We start from the raw sequence: 19,723 nt of genomic DNA, 5'->3' as shown, positions 1-19,723 counted from the left end.
TGGCGCACATAGCTTCGCAACCCAAACGCTTTGCCCAAGGAGAGCAGACATGGCCACCGTCGCCGTCACCGATGAGACTTTCGAAGCAGAAGTTGTGAACTCTGATATCCCCGTCGTCGTCGACTTCTGGGCAGAGTGGTGCGGCCCGTGCAAACAGATCGGCCCCGCGCTTGAGGAACTGTCCGAAGAGATGAGCGGCAAGATCAAGATCGCCAAGATCAACGTGGATGAGAACCCGGATTCGCCCGCCAAGATGGGCGTGCGCGGCATCCCGGCCCTGTTCATGTTCAAGGACGGCCAGCCCATTTCCAACAAGACCGGCGCCGCACCGAAGGGCGCGTTGCAGGACTGGATCGAGTCGTCGATCAACGGCTGATCCTAATCGACGGATTGATTGAGGGCGCTTCGGCGCCCTTTTTCGTTTAAATCTTCCAGCCCCGACAGCGCACCGCCGCTAAAATCTGGGCCTCTGCCTCAGGCGCGCCGCCATTGATCGTGGTTTTCTTCAGGAACCAGTGCAGGTATCCGGCGAAGTCCGGCCTTAGGTCGGGCGCAGACGCGATCGCGGCCTCCGCACCCAGCGCAGAGACATTCGCCGCGATGTGATGAAAGTCGATTTGCGCGAAGAGCACGGCGGGTTTTTCAAAGAAGTAACCGCTCAGCGCGACTGACGAGTTCTCGGTCACCACGTAATCGCAGCGCTGCAACAGTTTGACCATCGGCTCGGATGAAAGCGTTAGCCGCCGGTTCTGATCGGCCAAATCGCGCAGCGCATCGGTTTCCTCGGTCGTGTAGGCCTCATTGGGATGTAACCCGACGACGATCTCTCGATCCTGTTCATGCGCCAAAACGGATCGGATCATGTCCAGCGGGCTTTGCGTTTGGAAAGAGCGGCGGTCCAACAGGCGGCCCTGCAGCGGGATGTAGACCGTGCTGTCGGTTTCGACCTCCGAGATCTCACCAAAGAGACGCTTGCGTGTATTTGCCACAAACCGGTCCGCGGCTTTTCGGTTCACCGCCTCTGGGTCGAATTTTGTCTTCGCGATCTGCCACTCCCAGCGCTTGGCCGAGGACTCGATCCGCCAGAAGGGGTAGAAATAGGCGCGCCGCAGGGTCAGCGCGCGGGAGTGGAACGGATCCTCCATATGAAACAGCGCGTAGCCGCCGCACGCGGCGGATTTGGCGCGCTCGACCGCTGTGCTCTTAACGAATTCCACGCGATACCCGGCGCCCTCGAAGGCAGAGCGTATCTTGTTCATGATATTGAAAGACCCGTCCACCGCGCGGGCAAGGTCGGTCTCGTCAAGATAAACGCGCAGGACTTGGGCATCGGCCATGCGCCTAGCTATGTGCGGCGATTGAAGAGAAGTCAAAGCGGGTTGTTCCGCAGGTCCGAGATAGCCATATAGGCGGTCAATGTAAGGAGAGTTCGATGTCGGAAGAATTCCCAGGCTGGCACGGCACCACCATTATCGGCGTCAAGAAGGGCGGCGAGGTGGTGATCGCGGGCGACGGGCAGGTCAGCCTCGGCCAAACCGTGATCAAGGGCACCGCGCGCAAGGTGCGGCGGCTCAGCCCGGGCGGGTTCGACGTGGTCTGCGGCTTCGCGGGTTCGACGGCGGACGCCTTCACCCTGCTAGAGCGGCTGGAGACCAAGCTGGAGGCCACCCCAGGGCAGCTGCAACGCGCCGCGGTGGAGCTGGCCAAGGACTGGCGCACCGACAAGTACCTGCAAAAGCTCGAGGCGATGCTGATCGTCAGCGACGGCAAGGAGATCTACGTGATCACCGGCGCGGGCGACGTGCTGGAGCCAGAGCATGACGTGACCGCGATTGGGTCAGGCGGGAACTACGCCCTGGCCGCCGCACGGGCATTGATGGACGGCGACCTATCCGCCGAGGAGGTCGCCCGCCGCGCCATGGCGATCGCTGCGGATATCTGCGTTTACACCAACGGCAACCTGACCGTGGAAACCATCGCCGGATGATTGAGCGCAAGGACCTCCAAGCGGCGGTTTCGGCTGGAATCGTGACGGAATCGCAGGCGGCGTCCTTGGCGGCGCTGGCCGATAGCCGCCGCGGCGCGCGCGAGAACCTTGCGCCGGGGGACGAACCCTTTGAGCTGTTCAAGGGCTTTAACGAGATCTTCATCGTCGTTGGCCTGGTGATCCTGGCCATGGGCTGGATCGCCGTGACCGGCGTGTCGATTGGCACCAATCTGGGCGGTACGATGGGGCGCATCACGCTTTATGCGGTGATCGGGGCAGGGGTCCTGTGGGCGCTGGCAGAGTACTTTATCCGCCGCCGCCGCATGGTCGCGCCCGCGATTGCCCTGACCGTGCTCTTTGCCGGGAATGCCGCGGCGGGGCTCAACGCCTGGCTCGCGCAGCCCTTCATGGTCATGCAGAATGACCTGACCAGCATCCCATTGCCTTTGCTGCTGACGACCGCAGCGGTCTTTGTCTTTTGGTTCCGGTTCCGGGTGCCCGTTGCGCTGGCCTTCGTTGCACTCGGGCTTTTTGCCGCCGCTGTGGTACAGTCGGCGGCGGGCGGGGAAGCGCCTGGTGACCTGCGGGACTTCTTTCTGCTGTCTGCGGGCAGCAACTTTGCTTGGCTGACGCTCGCGCTGGGCGTGGCGACCTTTGCCGTGGCGATGATGTTCGACATGAGCGACCCGCATCGCGTGACCCGGCGCGCGGCGAACGGGTTCTGGCTGCATGTGATCGCCGCACCCGCCATCGTGAACACCATCGCGCTGACCTTGCTGTCCTCGGACAGCGCGGGCGCGATGGGGCTTTTGATCGCGTTCTTGGGGCTGATCGCCCTGATTGCCATGATCATCGACCGGCGGTCCTTCCTGATCACCGGCGTGGGCTATGTCGTGGCGGTTGCGACCACCGTGGGCGACGCTGGCGGCACCGCCATGGCGATCCTGATCCTTGGCATCACGCTGCTTATGCTGGGGGCGTTCTGGGAACGCATTCGCGCCGTGCTCTTGCGCGGGCTCGCCCCGTTCCTACCTTTGTCGAAATTGCCTCCTACGGCTTGAATAGAGACTGATATGACCGATCTTACCCCCCGCGAAATCGTCAGCGAGCTGGACCGCTTTATCATCGGCCAGAAGGACGCCAAGCGCGCCGTGGCCGTGGCCCTGCGCAACCGCTGGCGGCGCAAGAACCTGCCCGACGACATCCGCGACGAGGTCTACCCCAAGAACATCCTGATGATCGGGCCCACCGGGGTCGGCAAGACAGAGATCAGCCGCCGCCTGGCGCGGCTTGCCAAGGCGCCGTTCCTAAAGGTCGAGGCCACGAAGTTCACCGAGGTCGGCTATGTCGGCCGCGATGTCGAGCAGATCGTGCGCGACCTGGTGGACGCCGCGATCATCATGACCCGCGAGAACATGCGCGAAGAGGTCAAGGCCGCCGCGCATCAGGCCGCCGAGGAGCGCGTGATCGAGGCCATCGCGGGCAAAGACGCCCGCGAGCAGACCCGCGAGATGTTCCGCCGCAAGCTGAAGACCGGCGAGCTGGACGACCATGAGATCGAGCTAGAGCTAACGGATAGCTCCAACCCGATGCCAATGTTCGAGATCCCGGGCCAGCCTGGCTCGAACATGGGGATGATGAATCTCGGCGACATGCTGGGCAAGGCAATGGGCGGGCGCATGGTGACGCGCAAACTGACCGTGGCCGAAAGCTATGCCGTTCTAATCGGCGAGGAGGCGGATAAGCTTCTGGACGACGAGACCGTGACCCGCGCCGCCATCAGTGCCGTCGAAGAGAACGGGATCGTCTTTCTCGACGAGATCGACAAGGTCTGCGCCCGGCAGGAACATAAGGGCGGCGATGTCAGCCGCGAAGGCGTGCAGCGCGACCTGCTGCCGCTGATCGAGGGCACCACCGTCTCGACCAAACACGGCCCGGTGAAGACCGACCATATCCTGTTCATCGCCTCGGGCGCCTTCCACATCGCCAAGCCCTCGGACCTTCTGCCCGAGCTGCAGGGGCGCCTGCCGATCCGGGTGGAGCTGCGCGCGCTGACCGAGGAGGACTTTGTGCGCATCCTGACCGAGACGGACAATGCTTTGACCCTGCAATACACCGCCTTGATGGGCACCGAGGAGGTCACGGTCTCCTTCACCGAGGACGGCATCGCGGCGCTGGCCAAGATCGCCGCAGAGGTGAACCAATCGGTCGAGAATATCGGCGCGCGGCGGCTCTATACGGTGATGGAGCGCGTGTTCGAAGAGCTCTCGTTCACCGCACCGGACCGCGCGGGCGAGGAGATCACCGTGGATGCGGGTTTTGTCGACGCGAACCTGGGCGAGCTGACCAAGTCCGTGGATGTAAGCCGCTACGTACTCTAAGCGCTTTTCATTCCTGGCATGCTCCGTCACTGATGGCGCATGTCGTTCCCGCAGTTTCTCCGTCAGAACGCGCCATTCCTTGCGGCGGGGGCGCTGCTGACATTTTGCTCCAGCTTTGGGCAGACCTTCCTGATCTCGGTCTTTGCGGGCGAGATCCGCGCCGAGTTCGGGCTAACGGACGGCGATTGGGGGCGGCTCTACGGTATCGGCACCCTGGCGAGCGGATTGGTGATGATCTGGGCGGGGGTGCTGACGGACCACTTCCGCGCGCGCTACCTGGGCGCGGTTGTCTTGGTGCTGCTCGCGCTGGCCTGCCTGGCGATGGCTCTGGCCCCGGCGGCCTGGGCGCTGCCCTTCGTGATCTTCGCGCTGCGCTTTACCGGGCAGGGCATGATCAGCCACATCGCCGTCGTGGCCATGGCGCGCTGGTTCGTGGGCTCGCGGGGCAAGGCGCTGGCCATCGCGTCGCTGGGCTACGCCGTGGGCGAGGCGTTCTTGCCGCTCTTCATCGTCTTCATGTTCGACATCGTGGACTGGTGGGTGCTGTGGTTTGGCTTCGCGGTCTTCGTTTTGCTGATGATACCGCTACTTTCGACCCTACTTCGCCTGGAAAGGACGCCGCAATCGGTGGCAGAGGACAGCCAATCGACCGGCATGCACGGCCGGCATTGGTCCCGGCGGGACACGATCCGACATTGGCTGTTTTGGCTGATGGTGCCCGCGATCCTGGGGCCGTCCGCCTGGATCACGGCGCTCTTCTTCCAGCAGGTGCACCTGGCAGAGACCAAGGGCTGGAGCCACGCCGCGTTGGTCACGCTCTTCCCGCTCTATACCGGGGTCGCTTTGGTCGCGACCCTTGCGACGGGCGCTCTGGTGGACCGGCTGGGATCTGCGCGCCTCATTGCTTTCGCCGGGCTGCCGATCGCGGCGGGGTTCGTGGTGCTCGGGGCAACCAGTTCTTTAGGCGCCGCGGCCATCGGGCTGGCTTTGGTCGCCATCGGGCATGGCGCGAACGCGACAATCCCGAATGTTTTTTGGGCGGAGTTCTACGGCACCCGAAGCATTGGCTCGATCAAGGCGCTGGCGACGGCGGTCATGGTGCTGGGATCGGCGGCGGGGCCATGGATCACCGGCGCCATCATTGATGCGGGTTTGGCGTTTGAGGGCCAGATGTTCTGGATCGCGGGGTATTTTGTGGCCGTTGTGGTGCTCGTCTGGGCGGGTGTGCGGCGTGCGGCTAGGGCGCTGGGCTAAGGTCTTGGCGCGGCCCCATGTCCATTGGAAATTCGGGATATCTTAACGCGAATCGGCGGAAAATGGACATGGGCGGGCAGCGCGCTGCATCTACGTTACTCCGGGCGCAGAACCGGTACCCATAGTCGCAGGAAATTAGCGCCGCCGCTTTAGATACACATAATACGCCCCGCCACCGCCGTGGCGCTGATGTGCGTCGGACACTTGCAGCACCATCAGCGACAACGGGGGCAGACCAAGCCATTGCGGCACGTTGTGCCGCAGCACCCCGCGCGGCGTCGGAATCGGTCCGCCATCGTCGCGGTCTTTGCCTTTTCCGGTGATCACCAGGACCAGCCGCAGCCCACGCGCATGCGCATCCTGGATAAATGTGCTCAACACACCATGCGCCCGCGCCTGGGTCATCCCATGCAGATCGACCCGGGCCTCTGGCTTAAGCTTACCGCGCTTCAGCTTGTCAAAGGACTTCTGATCCATACGCAGCTCTGAGCTGTTTGCCTTCTTTATCGGCGGCACGGCGGTAGCGGTCGAAGGTCCGCTGGACCTGAACTTTGGCTTGGGCATTTTCGGAGGCGGCGGGATTTCTTCCGGCTCAAACATCTCGGGCAACGGCTTAGGTTTGGGGGCACTCGTATGCAGAGGGTTTGCGCTTTGCGCCACTCGGTTCCAGAGCGCGCGGTCGTCCTCTGAGAGACCGCGACGACCGCGTTTCTTGCTCACCCGTCCTGGCCCTCAAAGGCCAAGGCATAGGCGCGCTGGATCGGCATCAGCACGACCATACGCCCCGGGTCGCGGGTCTCACCGGCGCGGCGCCCGGCATAGTCACCCGTCCCATAGAAGATGTCGGCCCGCTGCGCGCCCTTGATGGCGGAACCGGTATCCTGCGCGATCATCAGCCGTCGCATCGGCGTGCTGCCACCCTTCTCGATCCAAACAGGCGCGCCAAGCGGCGTGAATTTCGGGTCGACCGCAATCGACCGTAAGGTCGTGATCGAGCGATTCATGGCCCCAAGCGGACCCTGATCCGCTGGCACGCGGCTCACCTCGCGAAAGAACACATAGGATGGGTTCGTCTGCAAAAGCCTTCGGCCTGCCACTGGGTTCCGCTTCACCCAATTCCGGATCACCTGCGCGGATACCTGGTGCGGCTGGTACACGCCGCGCCGCACAAGCTCTTGGCCCACGGACTTGTAATCATGCCCGTTCTTTCCGCCATAGCCGACGCGCAGGTAGTTTCCGTCCGGCAGCTTCACCCGGCCAGAACCCTGGATCTGCAGGAAAAACACATCAACAGGATCATCAATCCAGGCAATCTCTAGCCCGCGCCCGCTGAGCGCGTCTCCGTTCTCGATCTGTGCCCGGCTTAGCCACTGGATGCCGTTCCTCACCTCCGGCGGCTTTTTATAGAGAGGGTAGCGATAGGTCGCGGTGCGCTGCAGCGAACCGTTCAACTCTGGCTCGAAATACCCGGTAAAAAGCATCGGGTCGCCGTCTTCTACGAGAACCGGCTTAAAGAAGAGCTCGAAGAACGTGCGCGCAGATGTTTGCTCTTGGGCCAAGGAGCACAGCGAGGACCAATCCGGGTCCTTCATATCCATGCAGGTGTTCAGGAAGACCTTCAGCGCGGCGTCGTGATCGTCGCTGCGCCATCCTTTGAGGTCTTCGAATTCCAGAACCTCATAGGACAGGGATTGTCCTGATGCGGCGCCCGACACGCTTAGGCCAATCGCTGCCGCCAACGCATAGACAAGCCGCCTCATTCCCCGGTCGCGACAAGCTTCCAGTTGGGATCGTCGGTTCCCATTTCACGCGCGAAGGTCCAGATATCCTTCTGGCGCTTCACCTCTGTTGCATCGCCTTCGATGATCTCGCCGGCGGCATCGCGAACGACCGAGGTCAGCTCGCCCACAAAACGAACCGTCACTTCGCCCACCGCACTGGAGGGGTCAAAATGCGCGCCCACCAGCGTCAGCTCTCGCACGCCAACAAAATTCGCCTCGATCGTAAGGCCCTGATCTTCGCGGGCGCCGACAACGTCCACAAAGGTCTGATGCACATCCTCGCCCAAGAAGGCCGCGATATCATCGATGTCGCCGCGCTCGAAGCTCATCAGGATCATTTCATACGCCCCGCGCGCGCCCTGCAGGAACTCGCCCACGGCAAAGCTTGGCTCGGCGCGCTTCATTTCGGCCAGGGCTTCGGCCTCTGGCGAGCCCTCTTCGACGTGATCCGTGATGTCCAGATCCGGCCCACCCTCGATCACCTCAAAGCCGCGGCGCATGGGCGCATCGCTGGTCGGAGCCTCGGCGCGCGGCTTCTCGAACCCCTCGCGCGTACCCAAGACGCTGCGCAGTCTTAGGATCAGGAACACGGCGATTCCAGCAAGCACCAAAAGTTGGATGATGGACGAGTTCATTGAGGTCTCTTTTCAGGCGTAAGGTGGCATCAGTGGTCTACCGCGCATATGTAGGGTGCACATGCCGGTGAGTCCACCTTACCACAGCTACGAATAACGAGGATATCATGTGGCTTTTCGCCCTATTTGTCGCAGTTCCGCTGATCGAGATCGCGCTTTTCATCCAGATCGGTGGCGCCATTGGTCTGGGCTGGACTCTTTTGATCGTCGTAATCACCGCCATTCTTGGCACTTGGCTGGTGCGTGCGCAGGGGTTGCGCGCGCTTGCGGACCTGCAAAATTCGTTCCAGCAGCTCAATGATCCGACCGAACATCTGGCCCACGGGGCGATGATCCTTTTCTCGGGCGCGCTGCTGCTAACGCCCGGATTTTTCACCGACACTGTCGGCTTTCTATTGCTGGTTCCGCAGGTGCGGCTGGCGGTGTTCGGCTATGTCCGCGCGAGGGTAAAGGTCGCTCAATTCTCAATGGGATCGGCGCCTCGCCCTGGCACAGGCGCGACGCGGGACGATGTCATTGATGGTGAATTCGAGGAAGTTGCGACGAAACCAGAGGAAGTCGACCGGCCAAAATCTCCAACGCATGGGACTTCTGGCTGGACTCGGCATTGAGGCCCCCTAAGCGACCTGCTAGAGGGGCCCGAACCCAAAATTCCATGCGAGGAAGAGATTAATGGCAGAGAATGGTGGCACCACGCCCGAAGCAACCGAGGCGCAGCCCACGCCGCAACCGCCCAAGATGCAAGTCATGGCGCAGTTCATTCGCGATCTGTCCTTCGAGAACATCATGGTTCAAAAGGGCGTTACCGGTGGCGATGTTACGCCTGAATTCAACGTTCAGGTCGGCCTTGACGCCAAAAAGCGCCCCTCTGGTGACAACCATTACGAGGTGGTCTCGAAATACTCGATCACGTCCAAGAATAAGAACGGTGGCGAGACGCTGTTTGTGATCGAGCTGGATTATGCCGGCCTGTTCATGATCGACAATATCCCCGAAGAGCAGCTTCATCCGTTTCTGATGATCGAATGCCCGCGGATGCTGTTCCCGTTCGTGCGCCGCCTGGTTTCCGATCTGACGCGCGAAGGCGGCTTCCCTCCGCTGAACATGGATGTGGTGGATTTCGTTGCGATCTACCGCCAGCTGGTTCAGCAAAAGGTCGCCGAGGCGCAGCAGCAGCCCAAGAACTAGGGCTTAAGCGTCCAGTTTTTTCCAAATCGCATCGTCGCCCAGCGCCTCGACAAAGGCGTCATGGGCGGCGCTTTCGGCTGGCGTGACCAGCGAGGATAACGGTTCCGGACGCGGCTTTGGTCGCCAGGCATTGCCGTCCGCATTGCCGCCGGAATCCGCCGTTCCGCCCGCCAGCCCGAAATCCGGCTGACGCCCGCCGATCAATTCCAGATAGACCTCTGCCAGAATTTCGCTGTCCAGCAGCGCGCCGTGCAGCGTGCGCGAGGAGTTGTCGATGCTAAAGCGACGACAAAGCGCATCCAAAGACGCGGGCGACCCAGGAAACTTGCGCCGCGCGATGGCCAGAGTGTCAATCGCCTGGTCCATGGGCAGCTTTGGATAGTTCAGCCAGCCAAGCTCGGCATTCAGAAACTTCATGTCAAAGGACGCGTTGTGGATCACCAGCTTGGCGTCGCCGATGAAATCGATAAAGCCCTGGGCGATGTCCTTGAACAGGGGCTTGTCCCGTAGCGTGACCTCGCCCGGTTTCGCCGCGCGTGGCTCGGACAGCAAGTCCGGACCAATCCCGTGCACGCCAAACGCCTCGTCCGGCATACCCCGTTCGGGGTTCACGTAGACATGAAAGGTGCGCCCCGTGGGGATATGGCCCGAAAGTTCGATCGCGCCGATCTCGACGATGCGGTCACCGGTTTCGGGCTCGAACCCGGTGGTTTCGGTGTCTAGAACGATCTCACGCATTGGCGATCCTGCGGCGAATATCAGCAAGGCAAGCTTGCACCGCCGAACGCGCGCCCTCAAGTGTTTGCGTATCGATGATGTAATCCGCGCGCGCGCGTTTCTCGGCATCCGGCGTCTGTTTGGCTAGAATCGTCTCGAAATGCTCTGGCGTCATTCCAGGTCGAGCCAGCACGCGGGCGCGCTGAACCTCGGGCGGTGCACTGGCCACGACAATAGCGTTCATCCCAACATCGCCTCCGGTCTCAAAGAGCAGCGGTATGTCGAACAACAAGATCGCGGCGTCTGAATCGGCAATGAACGCAGCGCGGTCCTGCGCAACAAGCGGGTGCACCGCGGCCTCGATCCTTTTGAGCGCTGTGTCATCTGCCGAGATCCAACGTTTCAGGGCCTCGCGGTCGACCACACCATTGACGACGGCCTTTGGGTAAAGCTCTCCAATCGGGACAACGGCAGCCCCGCCGGAGCCATAAAGCCGATGCACAGCCGCGTCGGCATCCCAAACCGGAACACCTTCGTCGGCGAACATCTGGGCAGTCGTAGTCTTGCCCATGCCGATGGAACCTGTCAGCCCGATCAGGAATGGCGGCTTGCTCACCTCAGCATGACCTGCCGGACCGCGTCATCAACGACCGGGCGCTTGCCGAACCAGCGTTCGAAAGCCGGGGCAGCTTGGTTCAAAAGCATGCCCAACCCGTCCACCACCGTGCACCCGATGTCAGACGCATGCCGCAATAGGTTGGTCTCTAGCGGTGTATAGACCAAATCGGTCACCACAGCGCTTGGCGACAACGCGTCCAAAGGCACACGAAGCTCTGGCTTGCCGGTCATTCCAAGCGAGCTTGAGTTCACGACAGTTGTCGCACCGTCGAGCATGTTGCCGGCCTGCACCCATTCATAGATCGTGACCTTGGCGCCGAATTCCGCGCGTAGGGCATCCGCGCGGGCGCGTGTCCGATTGCTCAGCCGGACCTCGGGAACACCGGTCTCTATCAGCGAAGCCACAACCGCGCGCGCCGCCCCGCCGCCGCCGATAACCGCGGCCGGTCCGGCCTTTGGGTCCCAATCCGGCGCGTTCTGGCGCAGGTTCTCTATGAACCCGTAGCCGTCGGTATTGTCCGCGTGCAGCTTGCCATCCTTGCGAAAAATCAGCGTGTTCGCCGCACCGATCAAAGCAGCGCGGTCGGTGACGAGATCCGCGATGGCCATAACATGCTCTTTATGCGGAATCGTAACGTTCAACCCCACAAAACCAGCCTTGGGCAGGACGCGGATCACCTCTGCCAGATCCGATTGTGACACGTCCATCGGGATATAGGCCCCGGCGATCCCATAGCGCTTCAACCAATAGCTATGGAGGGTCGGCGATCGGCTATGCGCGACCGGCGAGCCAATGACGCCAGCCAGCGGGATGCGTGGAAGTTCGCTCATCCGTCGATGACCCCTTTGAGAGTAAGATAGGACAGCACCTCCAATAGCGGCATCCCAAGCACATGGAAATAATCGCCGTGCACTTTTTGGAACAGCCGGCTGCCTTCTTCTTCGAGCTTGTAACCACCTACGGAGTGCCGGATGCTTTCCCAGTTCCGGGCCACATAAGCATCCAGATATTTGGCAGAGGCGGCGCGCATTGCCATCCGCACCGTGCCGATCTGCCGCCACACAGGTTCGCCATTCTCATAGATCACAGCGGCAGAGATCAGCTCGTGCGTTTGTCCGGATAGGGCGTCCAGCTGCGCGCGGGCTTCCTCTGCCGATTTCGGCTTTGAGAGGATCTGACCTTGAAAATTAAGAACCTGATCACAACCTAAGACCAGGCGGCTGGGGTGTTTGCCCGCGACCTTCCGGGTCTTGGCCTCGGCCAAATGGTCGGCCACGTCGCGCGGCTTTGCCATCTCAATTTCAAGCGCTTGGCGCATCGCGTCTTCGTCAACCCGCGCGACGACAACTTCGAAAGGCACACCCGCATTGCGCAAAAGATCCTGTCGGATCTGCGAGCCAGAGGCGAGGATGATCGGGTCGGGCATGTGGAGAACTTTGTGGGTGTGTGGCTGGGTAAACGTGTTCGTTAAATTTGGGTAAACGTGACCGTCGCGGCTGTCACGGGATAGATTGGCCATTTCACCGGATTTGTTAGAAGTTTTTCCGATGTGGGTATTTCCTCAGATCGGCTGTGAGAAATCGGAAAACCACGAGGATCGCGGCGGAACGCCTTGGTTTACGCACAAGAAATAACCGTATAAGTTTCTGTTTTTAAAAGCATATTTATAGATTTTCACATATGTGGATAAAATTCCCGCGGTTTTTTCACAGGCTGCAAAACCCATTGGATAAAAATTTAATCCCCGTTATCCACAGGACCTACATATTCATCATCCTTTTCTTAATTTAATTATTTTTTAAGAAGGGTTTCTAGAAAGGTCCGGTATGATCACTGAATGGCTCTTAAACGCGTATCCTTGGATAAAGGCCGGGCACATCATCTCGGTGGTCGCGTGGATGGCTGGGATCTTTTATCTGCCAAGGCTGTTTGTCTATCACGTGGAATCCGTCGAGGCGGGTAGCGCGACCGATGAGATGTTCCAGACGATGGAACGCCGTCTGCTGCGGGCCATTATGAACCCTGCGATGATTGCGACCTGGGTGTTTGGGCTGTGCTTGGTCTTTACGCCCGGCGTGGTGGACTGGGGCGCGCTGTGGCCTTGGACAAAGGCCGCGAGCATTATCGCGATGACTTGGTTCCATCATTGGCTGGCGAAACGGCGCAAGGATTTCATTTCTGGCACCAACAGCGTGACCGGGCGTCAGTACCGCATGATGAACGAGCTGCCGACGCTGCTGCTGGTGATTATCGTGGTCTCGGTGGTGGTTCGCCCGTTTTGATTGACTTATCGCAGCCAAGCCCCTAAATGAGCGCCGCGGCCGTCCGGTCGTGAGCTTTCCAGACTTAACACTGACAGAGCGGCGCCGCGCGCCTCTGCAAATGGATATTCCCATGAGCGAAGAACGTTTGAACCTATCTGAACTCAAAGCCACGAGCCCTAAGGACCTTCTGTCCATGGCTGAGGAGCTGGAGATCGAGAACGCCTCGACCATGCGTAAGGGCGAGATGATGTTCCAGATCCTGCGCGAGCAGGCGGAAGAGGGCTGGGTGATCGGTGGCGACGGGGTGCTGGAAGTGCTCCAGGACGGCTTTGGGTTCCTGCGCTCGCCGGAAGCGAACTATCTTCCCGGCCCGGACGATATCTATGTCTCGCCTGAGATGATACGCCAGTACAGCCTGCGCACCGGCGACACCGTCTCTGGCGTGATCCGCGCGCCCAGCGAGAGCGAGCGGTACTTTGCCTTGACCAAGGCGGAATCGATCAACTTCGAGGAACCGGAAAAGGCCAAGCACAAGGTTGCCTTTGACAACCTGACGCCGCTTTACCCCGATGAGCGCCTGAAGATGGAGATCGAGGATCCGACGATCAAGGATCGCTCGGCCCGCATCATCGACCTTGTGGCGCCTATCGGGAAGGGGCAGCGTTCACTGATCGTGGCGCCGCCGCGGACCGGTAAGACGGTGCTGCTGCAGAACATTGCGCATTCCGTTGAGGCCAACCATCCGGAATGCTACCTTATCGTGCTGCTGATCGACGAGCGCCCGGAAGAGGTTACGGACATGCAGCGGTCCGTTAAGGGCGAGGTTGTCTCCTCGACCTTTGACGAGCTGGCGACGCGGCACGTGGCGGTCTCTGACATGGTGATCGAAAAGGCCAAGCGTCTGGTCGAGCACAAGCGCGACATTGTGATTCTGCTGGATTCGATCACCCGCCTGGGCCGGGCCTTCAACACCGTTGTGCCGTCCTCGGGCAAGGTGCTGACCGGTGGTGTGGATGCGAACGCCCTGCAGCGCCCCAAGCGCTTCTTTGGTGCCGCCCGGAACATCGAGGAAGGCGGTTCGTTGACCATTATCGCGACGGCGCTGATCGACACCGGTAGCCGTATGGACGAGGTGATCTTTGAGGAATTCAAAGGCACGGGTAACTCTGAGATCGTGCTGGACCGTAAGGTCGCCGACAAGCGCGTGTATCCGGCGATGGATATCCTTAAATCCGGCACCCGGAAGGAAGACTTGTTGGTCGACAAGATTGATCTGCAAAAGACCTTTGTGCTGCGCCGCATCCTGAACCCGATGGGGACGACGGACGCGATCGAGTTCCTGCTGTCGAAGCTCAAGCAGACAAAAACCAACTCAGAGTTCTTCGATTCGATGAACACCTGAGGTCCAATGGACACGATCTTTGCATTGGCGTCAGCGCGCGGGAAATCGGGCGTTGCGGTGCTGCGGATATCAGGGCCCCAAGCGTTTACGGCTAGTGAGCGGCTGATGGGGTCTTTGCCTGATCCGCATATGGCGCGTGTTCGGTCTATCCGTTCGGCCTCTGGCGATCTAATTGATAAGGCCCTGGCTATCCGGTTCCCGCAAGATGCGAGCTTTACCGGCGAAGAAAGTGTTGAAATTCAATGCCATGGCAGCCCTGCGGTGGTATCGTCAATCCTAAGGGAGCTGTCGGATATGGACGGTCTTCGCCTGGCTGAGCCGGGCGAATTCTCGCGTCGTGCGCTGGAAAACGAGCGTATGGATATCGCTCAGATCGAGGGTCTCGGCGATCTGATCGAAGCCGAGACAGAGGCGCAGCGGCGCCAGGCCTTGCGTGTTATGACGGGCAAGCTTGGTCAGAAGGTTGAGCGTTGGCGAGAGCAGCTCATTCGCGCGATGGCATTGCTCGAGGCCACCATAGACTTTGCCGATGAGGACGTCCCGGTAGACGTGGTGCCAGAGGTGACCCGGCTGTTGACGACCTGCCTTGAAGAGCTGCGCGCTGAAGCAGAGGGTTCTAAGACAGCGGAACGCGTCAGGGATGGCTTTCAGGTTGCCATTCTTGGGGCGCCAAATGTCGGCAAGTCTACGTTGCTGAACCATCTGGCGGGGCGCGAGGTGGCCATTACGTCGGATATAGAAGGTACGACGCGCGATGTGATTTCGGCCAAGCTGGACCTGAATGGATTGCCAGTGGAGTTTCTTGATACCGCCGGGCTACGCGAATCCTCTGATGTGATCGAGAGTATTGGGATCAAACGGGCGCGCCGCGCCGCGGAAGAGGCGGATCTGCGTGTGGTTTTGGTGGAGCGTGAGGGCGAGGAACCTGATGTTGTGTTGGGCCCGGACGACTTGGTTCTGATCGCGAAATCGGATGTTTCCGCACCTAATGGGATTTCTGGGCAGACCGGGGTAGGTGTCAGGCAGATGTTGTCCCATATCACAGAGGTGCTGGAAAAGAGCGTCTCTGGCGTCGGCGTCGCAATAAAAGAACGCCATAGGGTTGCCATCGAAGCTGGTATTTCGTCGATTGATGGTGCTTTGACCGTGCTTAACTCTGGTGAGTTGCGGGCGGAGCTTGCCGCAGAGGAACTTCGAAGCGCGGTTATGGTTGTGGAGTCGCTTGTTGGACGAGTCGATGTAGAGCATATACTAGACGAAGTATTTTCTCGATTCTGTATCGGTAAGTGAGGAATGTTTCACGTGAAACATCGCGACTTTGATATCATCGTGGTGGGGGCGGGCCACGCAGGCGTTGAGGCAGCTCATGTCGCGCATCGTATGGGTGCGCGGGTTGCGTTGATCACTTTGACCCCGGAAAGCGTGGGCGTGATGTCCTGTAATCCCGCGATTGGGGGATTGGGCAAGGGTCACCTCGTTCGCGAAATCGATGCGATGGGCGGCGTGATGGGCGACGCTGCGGATCACGCGGGCATTCAATTTCGGCTGCTGAATCGCCGCAAGGGCCCGGCGGTGCGCGGGCCCAGAACCCAAGCTGACCGGAAGCTTTATAAGGGTGCAATCCAGAGCTGGGTTGAGAAAGCTCAGAAGCTGTCTGTCATCTATGCGGAGGTTTCTGATTTTCTTTTGGACGGCAACACGGTCGTTGGTGTTGCCCTTGGCGACGGATCTGAGGTTAAGGCCGGTGCGGTTGTTTTGACGACGGGCACATTCTTGCGCGGTGTGATCCATGTCGGCGACAAAAGTCACAGCGGCGGACGCTGGGGCGAAAACCCGTCAATTAAGCTCGCCGAGCGATTGACCAGCTTTGAGCTTCCCATGGGGCGTCTAAAGACGGGGACCCCGCCGCGGCTCGATGGGCGCACGATCCGTTGGGATGTTCTCGAAGAGCAACCGGGTGACGAAGCCCCATTCATGTTCTCGTATAGAAACCACGCGCCGATCGCCCGGCAAGTCGCTTGTGGTATTACGCATACGAACACAAGGACCCATGACATCATTCGCGAGAACCTGGGGCGTTCCGCGATGTATGGCGGTATGATCGACGGTGTGGGGCCTCGGTATTGCCCTTCGATTGAAGACAAGATCACGCGGTTTGAGGACAAGGATTCTCACCAGGTGTTCCTAGAGCCAGAGGGTTTGGAGGATCACACGGTCTATCCGAACGGGATTTCGACGTCTTTGCCGGTGGATGTCCAGGAAGCGTATGTGCATTCGATGTTGGGCTTGGAGGAGGCGAAGATCCTGCAGCCTGGCTATGCGATTGAGTATGATTATGTGGATCCGCGTTCGCTGACGTCGGCGCTGATGGTCCGCGACGTCCCCGGGCTATATCTGGCCGGGCAGATCAACGGTACCACGGGATACGAAGAGGCCGGGGCTCAGGGTTTGGTCGCGGGGATCAACGCTGTGCGGTCTGTGCGTTCCGAGGAAGAAGTGATCTTTGGTCGGCGCGATAGCTATATCGGTGTTCTGGTCGATGATCTTGTGACGCGCGGGGTGAATGAGCCATATCGGATGTTCACGTCCCGCGCTGAATACCGGCTGTCCTTGCGTGCAGATAACGCGGATCAGCGGCTTACGCCTTTGGGGATTGAGCTTGGCACCGTGGAGGCGCAGCAAAAGGTGGTCTTCGAAGAGAAAACAAGCTTGTTGGAAGAGGCAACCACGCTGTTCAAGGCCAAAAGCTACACCCCAAAAGAGCTGCGAGGGGCAGGGGTGAATGTGAAAGAAGACGGAAAACGCCGGAGCGCCTACGATCTTTTTGCCTTCCCGGACGTGGACCTACAGACAGTGGTGTCTCTTACCCCCGAAGCGGCTCAGTTCCCGGATAGCGTTCTAGAGCAGGTGAGTTATGACGGGCTTTATGCCAGCTACGTTGCCCGGCAGAACAGCGATGTCGCGGCGCTTAAAAAGGACGAACAAGTTCGCATCCCCGCTGATTTTGACTATCGTCACCTTTCAGGGCTTTCAAACGAGTTGACCGAGAAGCTTCAACGCGCGAAGCCGGAAACATTGTCCCAGGCGGGTCGGATCGAGGGTATGACCGCGGCGGGACTGACTTTGATCTTGGCTCATATTCGCAAACTAGACGGTAAAAAGTCGGCATGAACGAAGAACAGGCGCGCTTTTGCGAGCAGTTCAGTGTTTCACGTGAAACATCCGAGAAGCTGCAGATCTATGACGACCTTCTGAATAAGTGGAACCGCACAATAAATCTGGTTTCCGGAAGCACCTTAGACGCCGCGTGGCATCGCCATATGACCGATAGCGCGGCGGCCTATGCCAGAATTCCGCTGGACGCAAAGAGTTTGGTCGATCTGGGCGCGGGTGGCGGTTTCCCGGGTATGGTGCTTGCCATCATGGCGGCTGGGGAGCACAGGGATATCAGGCTTACCTGCATCGAGGCCGATTTGCGCAAGTGTGAATTTCTTCGCACCGTCGCGCGTGCCACCGAATTAAAGGCCGGTGTCCTGACGCGCCGCATCGAGGACGCGCCGCCACAGAACGCAGATGTTGTCGTCGCGCGCGCACTTTCATCTTTGACAAAACTTCTGACCCACGCGGAAAGGCATCTACACCCGTCCGGGTTTGCGATTTTTCACAAAGGTGAGGGTTGGAAAACCGAGCTTGAAGAGGCACAAGAACACTGGAAGTTCTCTTACGAAACGTCGCCAAGCATGACCCATCCAGAAGCCGTTCTTCTTAGCATCGGAGACATCACGCGTGTCTGACTTAAGCCGCCCACGCCAACCCAAAATAATCGCGGTCGCCAATCAGAAAGGCGGGGTTGGAAAGACGACGACGACCGTCAATCTCGGGGCCGCGCTGGCGAAACTTGGCAATAACGTTCTGATTGTTGATCTTGATCCGCAAGGCAACGCGTCAACCGGGCTGGGCATTGCGCGCCAGGACAGAAACCTGACCACATATGATCTGCTGTTGGACGACGCACCGATCCAAGACGTGTTGTACCGGACTAAGACTGAGGGGCTTTGGCTCGCGCCTTCCACAACGGATCTGTCGTCAGCGGACTTAGAGCTTATCTCCAACGAAAAGCGCACCTTCCTGCTAAGGGATGCGCTGCGTCAGGTGGATATCGACTCCTACGAGCTGGATTTCATCCTCATTGACTGCCCGCCATCGCTTAGCCTGCTTACCGTGAACGCCATGGTTGCGGCGGATAGCATTCTGGTGCCGCTACAGTCTGAATTCTACGCGCTGGAAGGCCTGTCGCAGCTTCTGCTGTCCGTCAGAGAGGTGCGACAAGCCGCGAATCCCGCCCTAAGGATCGAAGGTATCGTCCTGACCATGTATGACGCCAGGAATAACCTTTCGGTTCAGGTCGAAGCGGACGCAAGAGAAAACCTAGGAGATCTGGTCTTTAAGACCATAATCCCCAGAAACGTGCGCATCAGCGAGGCGCCATCCTTTGCGCAATCGGTCTTGGACTATGACCCGATGTCGAAAGGCGCCATTTCCTATACGGGCCTTGCCGAGGAGTTGATCTCGCGGTCCAAGATCTCAAGGGAGAAGTCGATTGGCTGAGAATAAACGGGATAAAAGAGGCCTGGGCCGCGGCCTTTCTGCGCTTATGGCGGATGTTGCCCCGGTCGAAGACCCAAGCACGGATGTGCCAGCCGGGGGTCACGAAACTGTAGTTGCGGTCGAGCTGATTACACCGAACGAAGACCAGCCACGCCGAACTTTCGATGATGAGCAACTCAACGATCTGGCGAACTCGATCCGAGAGAAGGGCATTATCCAGCCGCTGATCCTGAGGCCGCATCCCAGAAAGGCCAACCAGTATCAGATCGTTGCGGGGGAACGTCGCTGGCGTGCCGCACAGATTGCCAATCTGCACGAGCTACCGGCAATCGTTCGGGATTACTCGGAAACCGAGATGCTCGAGATCGCGATCATCGAGAACATCCAACGCGCCGAGCTTAACTCGATCGAAGAAGCGGCCGGATACCGCCAGTTGATGGACCGCTTTGGGCATACGCAAGAGAAGATCTCGGAAGCTTTGGGGAAGAGCCGGAGCCACATCGCGAATTTGTTGCGGTTGCTTAACCTGCCTGATGATGTGCAGGAGATGGTGAAAGGCGGATCGCTGAGCGCGGGGCATGCGCGCGCATTGGTGACCGCGGATAACGCGTCAGAGCTCGCCAGAAAGATCGTCAAAGGCGGGCTGTCTGTGCGGGCGACAGAGGCTTTGGTGAAATCCGGTGGCGGGGCGCGGAAATCTGCACCGAAAGCTGCTCGGGGCAAGGATGCCGATACGACTGCGCTAGAGAATGACCTTTCCGCCGCGACTGGACTGAAGATATCCATTGATCATGGGAAATCAGGCGAATCCGGGCGGGTTAGTATCGATTACCCAAACTTGGATGACCTGGACCGCATCTGTCAGCTGCTGTCTGCATCGCGCTAAA

Annotated in this window: 22 protein-coding genes; 14 read left to right on the top strand and 8 right to left on the bottom strand. The window is 59.7% G+C overall.

All coding sequences use genetic code 11. The annotated features are described in order from the left end of the window. The first annotated feature begins 49 nt into the window (after positions 1 to 49). Positions 50 to 376 carry a thioredoxin gene (trxA, locus tag AIOL_RS19245; RefSeq protein WP_049644470.1) on the top strand — a complete coding sequence of 109 codons (327 nt, stop codon included), beginning with the start codon at positions 50 to 52 and terminating at the stop codon, positions 374 to 376. 46 nt (positions 377 to 422) lie between these two features. Here the strand turns inward: trxA and AIOL_RS19240 are convergent, their stop codons facing one another. Then, positions 423 to 1,337 (bottom strand): capsular polysaccharide export protein, LipB/KpsS family, encoded by a 915-nt coding sequence (locus tag AIOL_RS19240; RefSeq protein ID WP_049644469.1) that lies wholly within the window; start codon positions 1,335 to 1,337, stop codon positions 423 to 425. 95 nt (positions 1,338 to 1,432) lie between these two features. Between AIOL_RS19240 and hslV the strand changes: the two genes are divergently transcribed. The 4 genes from hslV to AIOL_RS19220 are packed head-to-tail and all read left to right on the top strand — an operon-like array spanning position 1,433 to position 5,622. Next, complete coding sequence (gene hslV / locus AIOL_RS19235; protein WP_049644468.1) at positions 1,433 to 1,987, top strand: ATP-dependent protease subunit HslV; 555 nt, start codon at positions 1,433 to 1,435, stop codon at positions 1,985 to 1,987. Then, positions 1,984 to 3,048, top strand: coding sequence for a hypothetical protein (locus tag AIOL_RS19230; protein ID WP_049644467.1), 1,065 nt, complete (start codon positions 1,984 to 1,986; stop codon positions 3,046 to 3,048). Before hslV ends, AIOL_RS19230 begins: the two co-directional genes overlap by 4 nt. A gap of 12 nt (positions 3,049 to 3,060) precedes the next feature. Beyond that, positions 3,061 to 4,368, top strand: coding sequence for an ATP-dependent protease ATPase subunit HslU (hslU, locus tag AIOL_RS19225; RefSeq protein ID WP_049644466.1), 1,308 nt, complete (start codon positions 3,061 to 3,063; stop codon positions 4,366 to 4,368). Between the two features lie 39 nt (positions 4,369 to 4,407). Further along, positions 4,408 to 5,622, top strand: coding sequence for an MFS transporter (locus tag AIOL_RS19220; RefSeq protein ID WP_049644465.1), 1,215 nt, complete (start codon positions 4,408 to 4,410; stop codon positions 5,620 to 5,622). Between the two features lie 135 nt (positions 5,623 to 5,757). Here the strand turns inward: AIOL_RS19220 and AIOL_RS26260 are convergent, their stop codons facing one another. The 3 genes from AIOL_RS26260 to AIOL_RS19205 all read right to left on the bottom strand — a co-directional run bounded on the left by AIOL_RS26260 (position 5,758) and on the right by AIOL_RS19205 (position 8,038). Then, positions 5,758 to 6,099: a Smr/MutS family protein gene (locus AIOL_RS26260; protein ID WP_326973157.1), complete on the bottom strand. Its 342-nt coding sequence runs from the start codon at positions 6,097 to 6,099 to the stop codon at positions 5,758 to 5,760. 239 nt (positions 6,100 to 6,338) lie between these two features. Then, positions 6,339 to 7,382, bottom strand: coding sequence for a murein transglycosylase A (mltA, locus tag AIOL_RS19210; RefSeq protein ID WP_049644463.1), 1,044 nt, complete (start codon positions 7,380 to 7,382; stop codon positions 6,339 to 6,341). Then, positions 7,379 to 8,038 (bottom strand): Tim44/TimA family putative adaptor protein, encoded by a 660-nt coding sequence (locus AIOL_RS19205; protein WP_049644462.1) that lies wholly within the window; start codon positions 8,036 to 8,038, stop codon positions 7,379 to 7,381. The genes mltA and AIOL_RS19205 overlap by 4 nt, the downstream gene beginning before the upstream one ends. 107 nt (positions 8,039 to 8,145) lie before the next feature. On the opposite strand from AIOL_RS19205, the gene AIOL_RS19200 reads away from it, so the two are divergent. Both AIOL_RS19200 and secB read left to right on the top strand, forming a co-directional pair. Then, positions 8,146 to 8,649, top strand: a complete 504-nt coding sequence (locus AIOL_RS19200; RefSeq protein ID WP_049644461.1) for an FxsA family protein — start codon at positions 8,146 to 8,148, stop codon at positions 8,647 to 8,649. Between the two features lie 61 nt (positions 8,650 to 8,710). Beyond that, positions 8,711 to 9,226 (top strand): protein-export chaperone SecB, encoded by a 516-nt coding sequence (gene secB, locus AIOL_RS19195; protein WP_049644460.1) that lies wholly within the window; start codon positions 8,711 to 8,713, stop codon positions 9,224 to 9,226. Positions 9,227 to 9,229: 3 nt separating this feature from the next. Here the strand turns inward: secB and dnaQ are convergent, their stop codons facing one another. Genes dnaQ through AIOL_RS19175 form a run of 4 tightly spaced genes read right to left on the bottom strand, consistent with a single transcriptional unit; the run spans position 9,230 to position 11,988 of the window. Beyond that, the gene (gene dnaQ / locus AIOL_RS19190) at positions 9,230 to 9,964 is read right to left on the bottom strand and encodes a DNA polymerase III subunit epsilon (RefSeq protein ID WP_049644459.1); all 735 of its coding nucleotides are present in this window, start codon (positions 9,962 to 9,964) and stop codon (positions 9,230 to 9,232) included. Then, on the bottom strand, positions 9,957 to 10,559 hold the full coding sequence (gene coaE, locus AIOL_RS19185) for a dephospho-CoA kinase (protein WP_082152690.1): 603 nt from the start codon (positions 10,557 to 10,559) through the stop codon (positions 9,957 to 9,959). Before coaE ends, dnaQ begins: the two co-directional genes overlap by 8 nt. Beyond that, positions 10,556 to 11,392, bottom strand: coding sequence for a shikimate dehydrogenase (locus tag AIOL_RS19180; protein WP_049644457.1), 837 nt, complete (start codon positions 11,390 to 11,392; stop codon positions 10,556 to 10,558). Before AIOL_RS19180 ends, coaE begins: the two co-directional genes overlap by 4 nt. Next, positions 11,389 to 11,988, bottom strand: a complete 600-nt coding sequence (locus AIOL_RS19175; protein WP_049644456.1) for a Maf family protein — start codon at positions 11,986 to 11,988, stop codon at positions 11,389 to 11,391. The genes AIOL_RS19180 and AIOL_RS19175 overlap by 4 nt, the downstream gene beginning before the upstream one ends. A gap of 400 nt (positions 11,989 to 12,388) precedes the next feature. Here AIOL_RS19175 and hemJ point away from each other — a divergent pair, with 400 nt between their 5' ends. The 7 genes from hemJ (at position 12,389) to AIOL_RS19140 (ending at position 19,722) form a co-directional block, all read left to right on the top strand. Continuing rightward, positions 12,389 to 12,844, top strand: coding sequence for a protoporphyrinogen oxidase HemJ (gene hemJ, locus AIOL_RS19170; RefSeq protein WP_049644455.1), 456 nt, complete (start codon positions 12,389 to 12,391; stop codon positions 12,842 to 12,844). A gap of 112 nt (positions 12,845 to 12,956) precedes the next feature. Then, positions 12,957 to 14,228 carry a transcription termination factor Rho gene (rho, locus tag AIOL_RS19165; RefSeq protein ID WP_049644454.1) on the top strand — a complete coding sequence of 424 codons (1,272 nt, stop codon included), beginning with the start codon at positions 12,957 to 12,959 and terminating at the stop codon, positions 14,226 to 14,228. Positions 14,229 to 14,234: 6 nt separating this feature from the next. Further along, a complete protein-coding gene (gene mnmE / locus AIOL_RS19160) occupies positions 14,235 to 15,518 on the top strand; it encodes a tRNA uridine-5-carboxymethylaminomethyl(34) synthesis GTPase MnmE (protein ID WP_049644453.1) in 1,284 nt (427 codons plus the stop codon). A 3-nt stretch (positions 15,519 to 15,521) separates the two neighbouring features. After that, positions 15,522 to 17,399, top strand: a complete 1,878-nt coding sequence (gene mnmG, locus AIOL_RS19155; protein WP_049644452.1) for a tRNA uridine-5-carboxymethylaminomethyl(34) synthesis enzyme MnmG — start codon at positions 15,522 to 15,524, stop codon at positions 17,397 to 17,399. Continuing rightward, entirely contained in the window at positions 17,396 to 18,022 is a 627-nt protein-coding gene (gene rsmG, locus AIOL_RS19150) for a 16S rRNA (guanine(527)-N(7))-methyltransferase RsmG (protein ID WP_049644451.1), read from the top strand. Before mnmG ends, rsmG begins: the two co-directional genes overlap by 4 nt. Then, the gene (locus AIOL_RS19145; RefSeq protein WP_049644450.1) at positions 18,015 to 18,836 is read left to right on the top strand and encodes a ParA family protein; all 822 of its coding nucleotides are present in this window, start codon (positions 18,015 to 18,017) and stop codon (positions 18,834 to 18,836) included. Before rsmG ends, AIOL_RS19145 begins: the two co-directional genes overlap by 8 nt. After that, complete coding sequence (locus tag AIOL_RS19140; protein WP_049644449.1) at positions 18,829 to 19,722, top strand: ParB/RepB/Spo0J family partition protein; 894 nt, start codon at positions 18,829 to 18,831, stop codon at positions 19,720 to 19,722. Before AIOL_RS19145 ends, AIOL_RS19140 begins: the two co-directional genes overlap by 8 nt. The last annotated feature ends 1 nt before the right edge of the window (position 19,723 follow it).

Origin of the sequence: Candidatus Rhodobacter oscarellae, assembly GCF_001078595.1 — a bacterium.
Taxonomy (GTDB): Bacteria; Pseudomonadota; Alphaproteobacteria; order Rhodobacterales; family Rhodobacteraceae; genus Rhodobacter_B; species Rhodobacter_B oscarellae.
The sequence above is the reverse complement of the archived record's forward strand: the minus strand, read 5'-3'. Positions and strand labels throughout refer to the sequence as shown.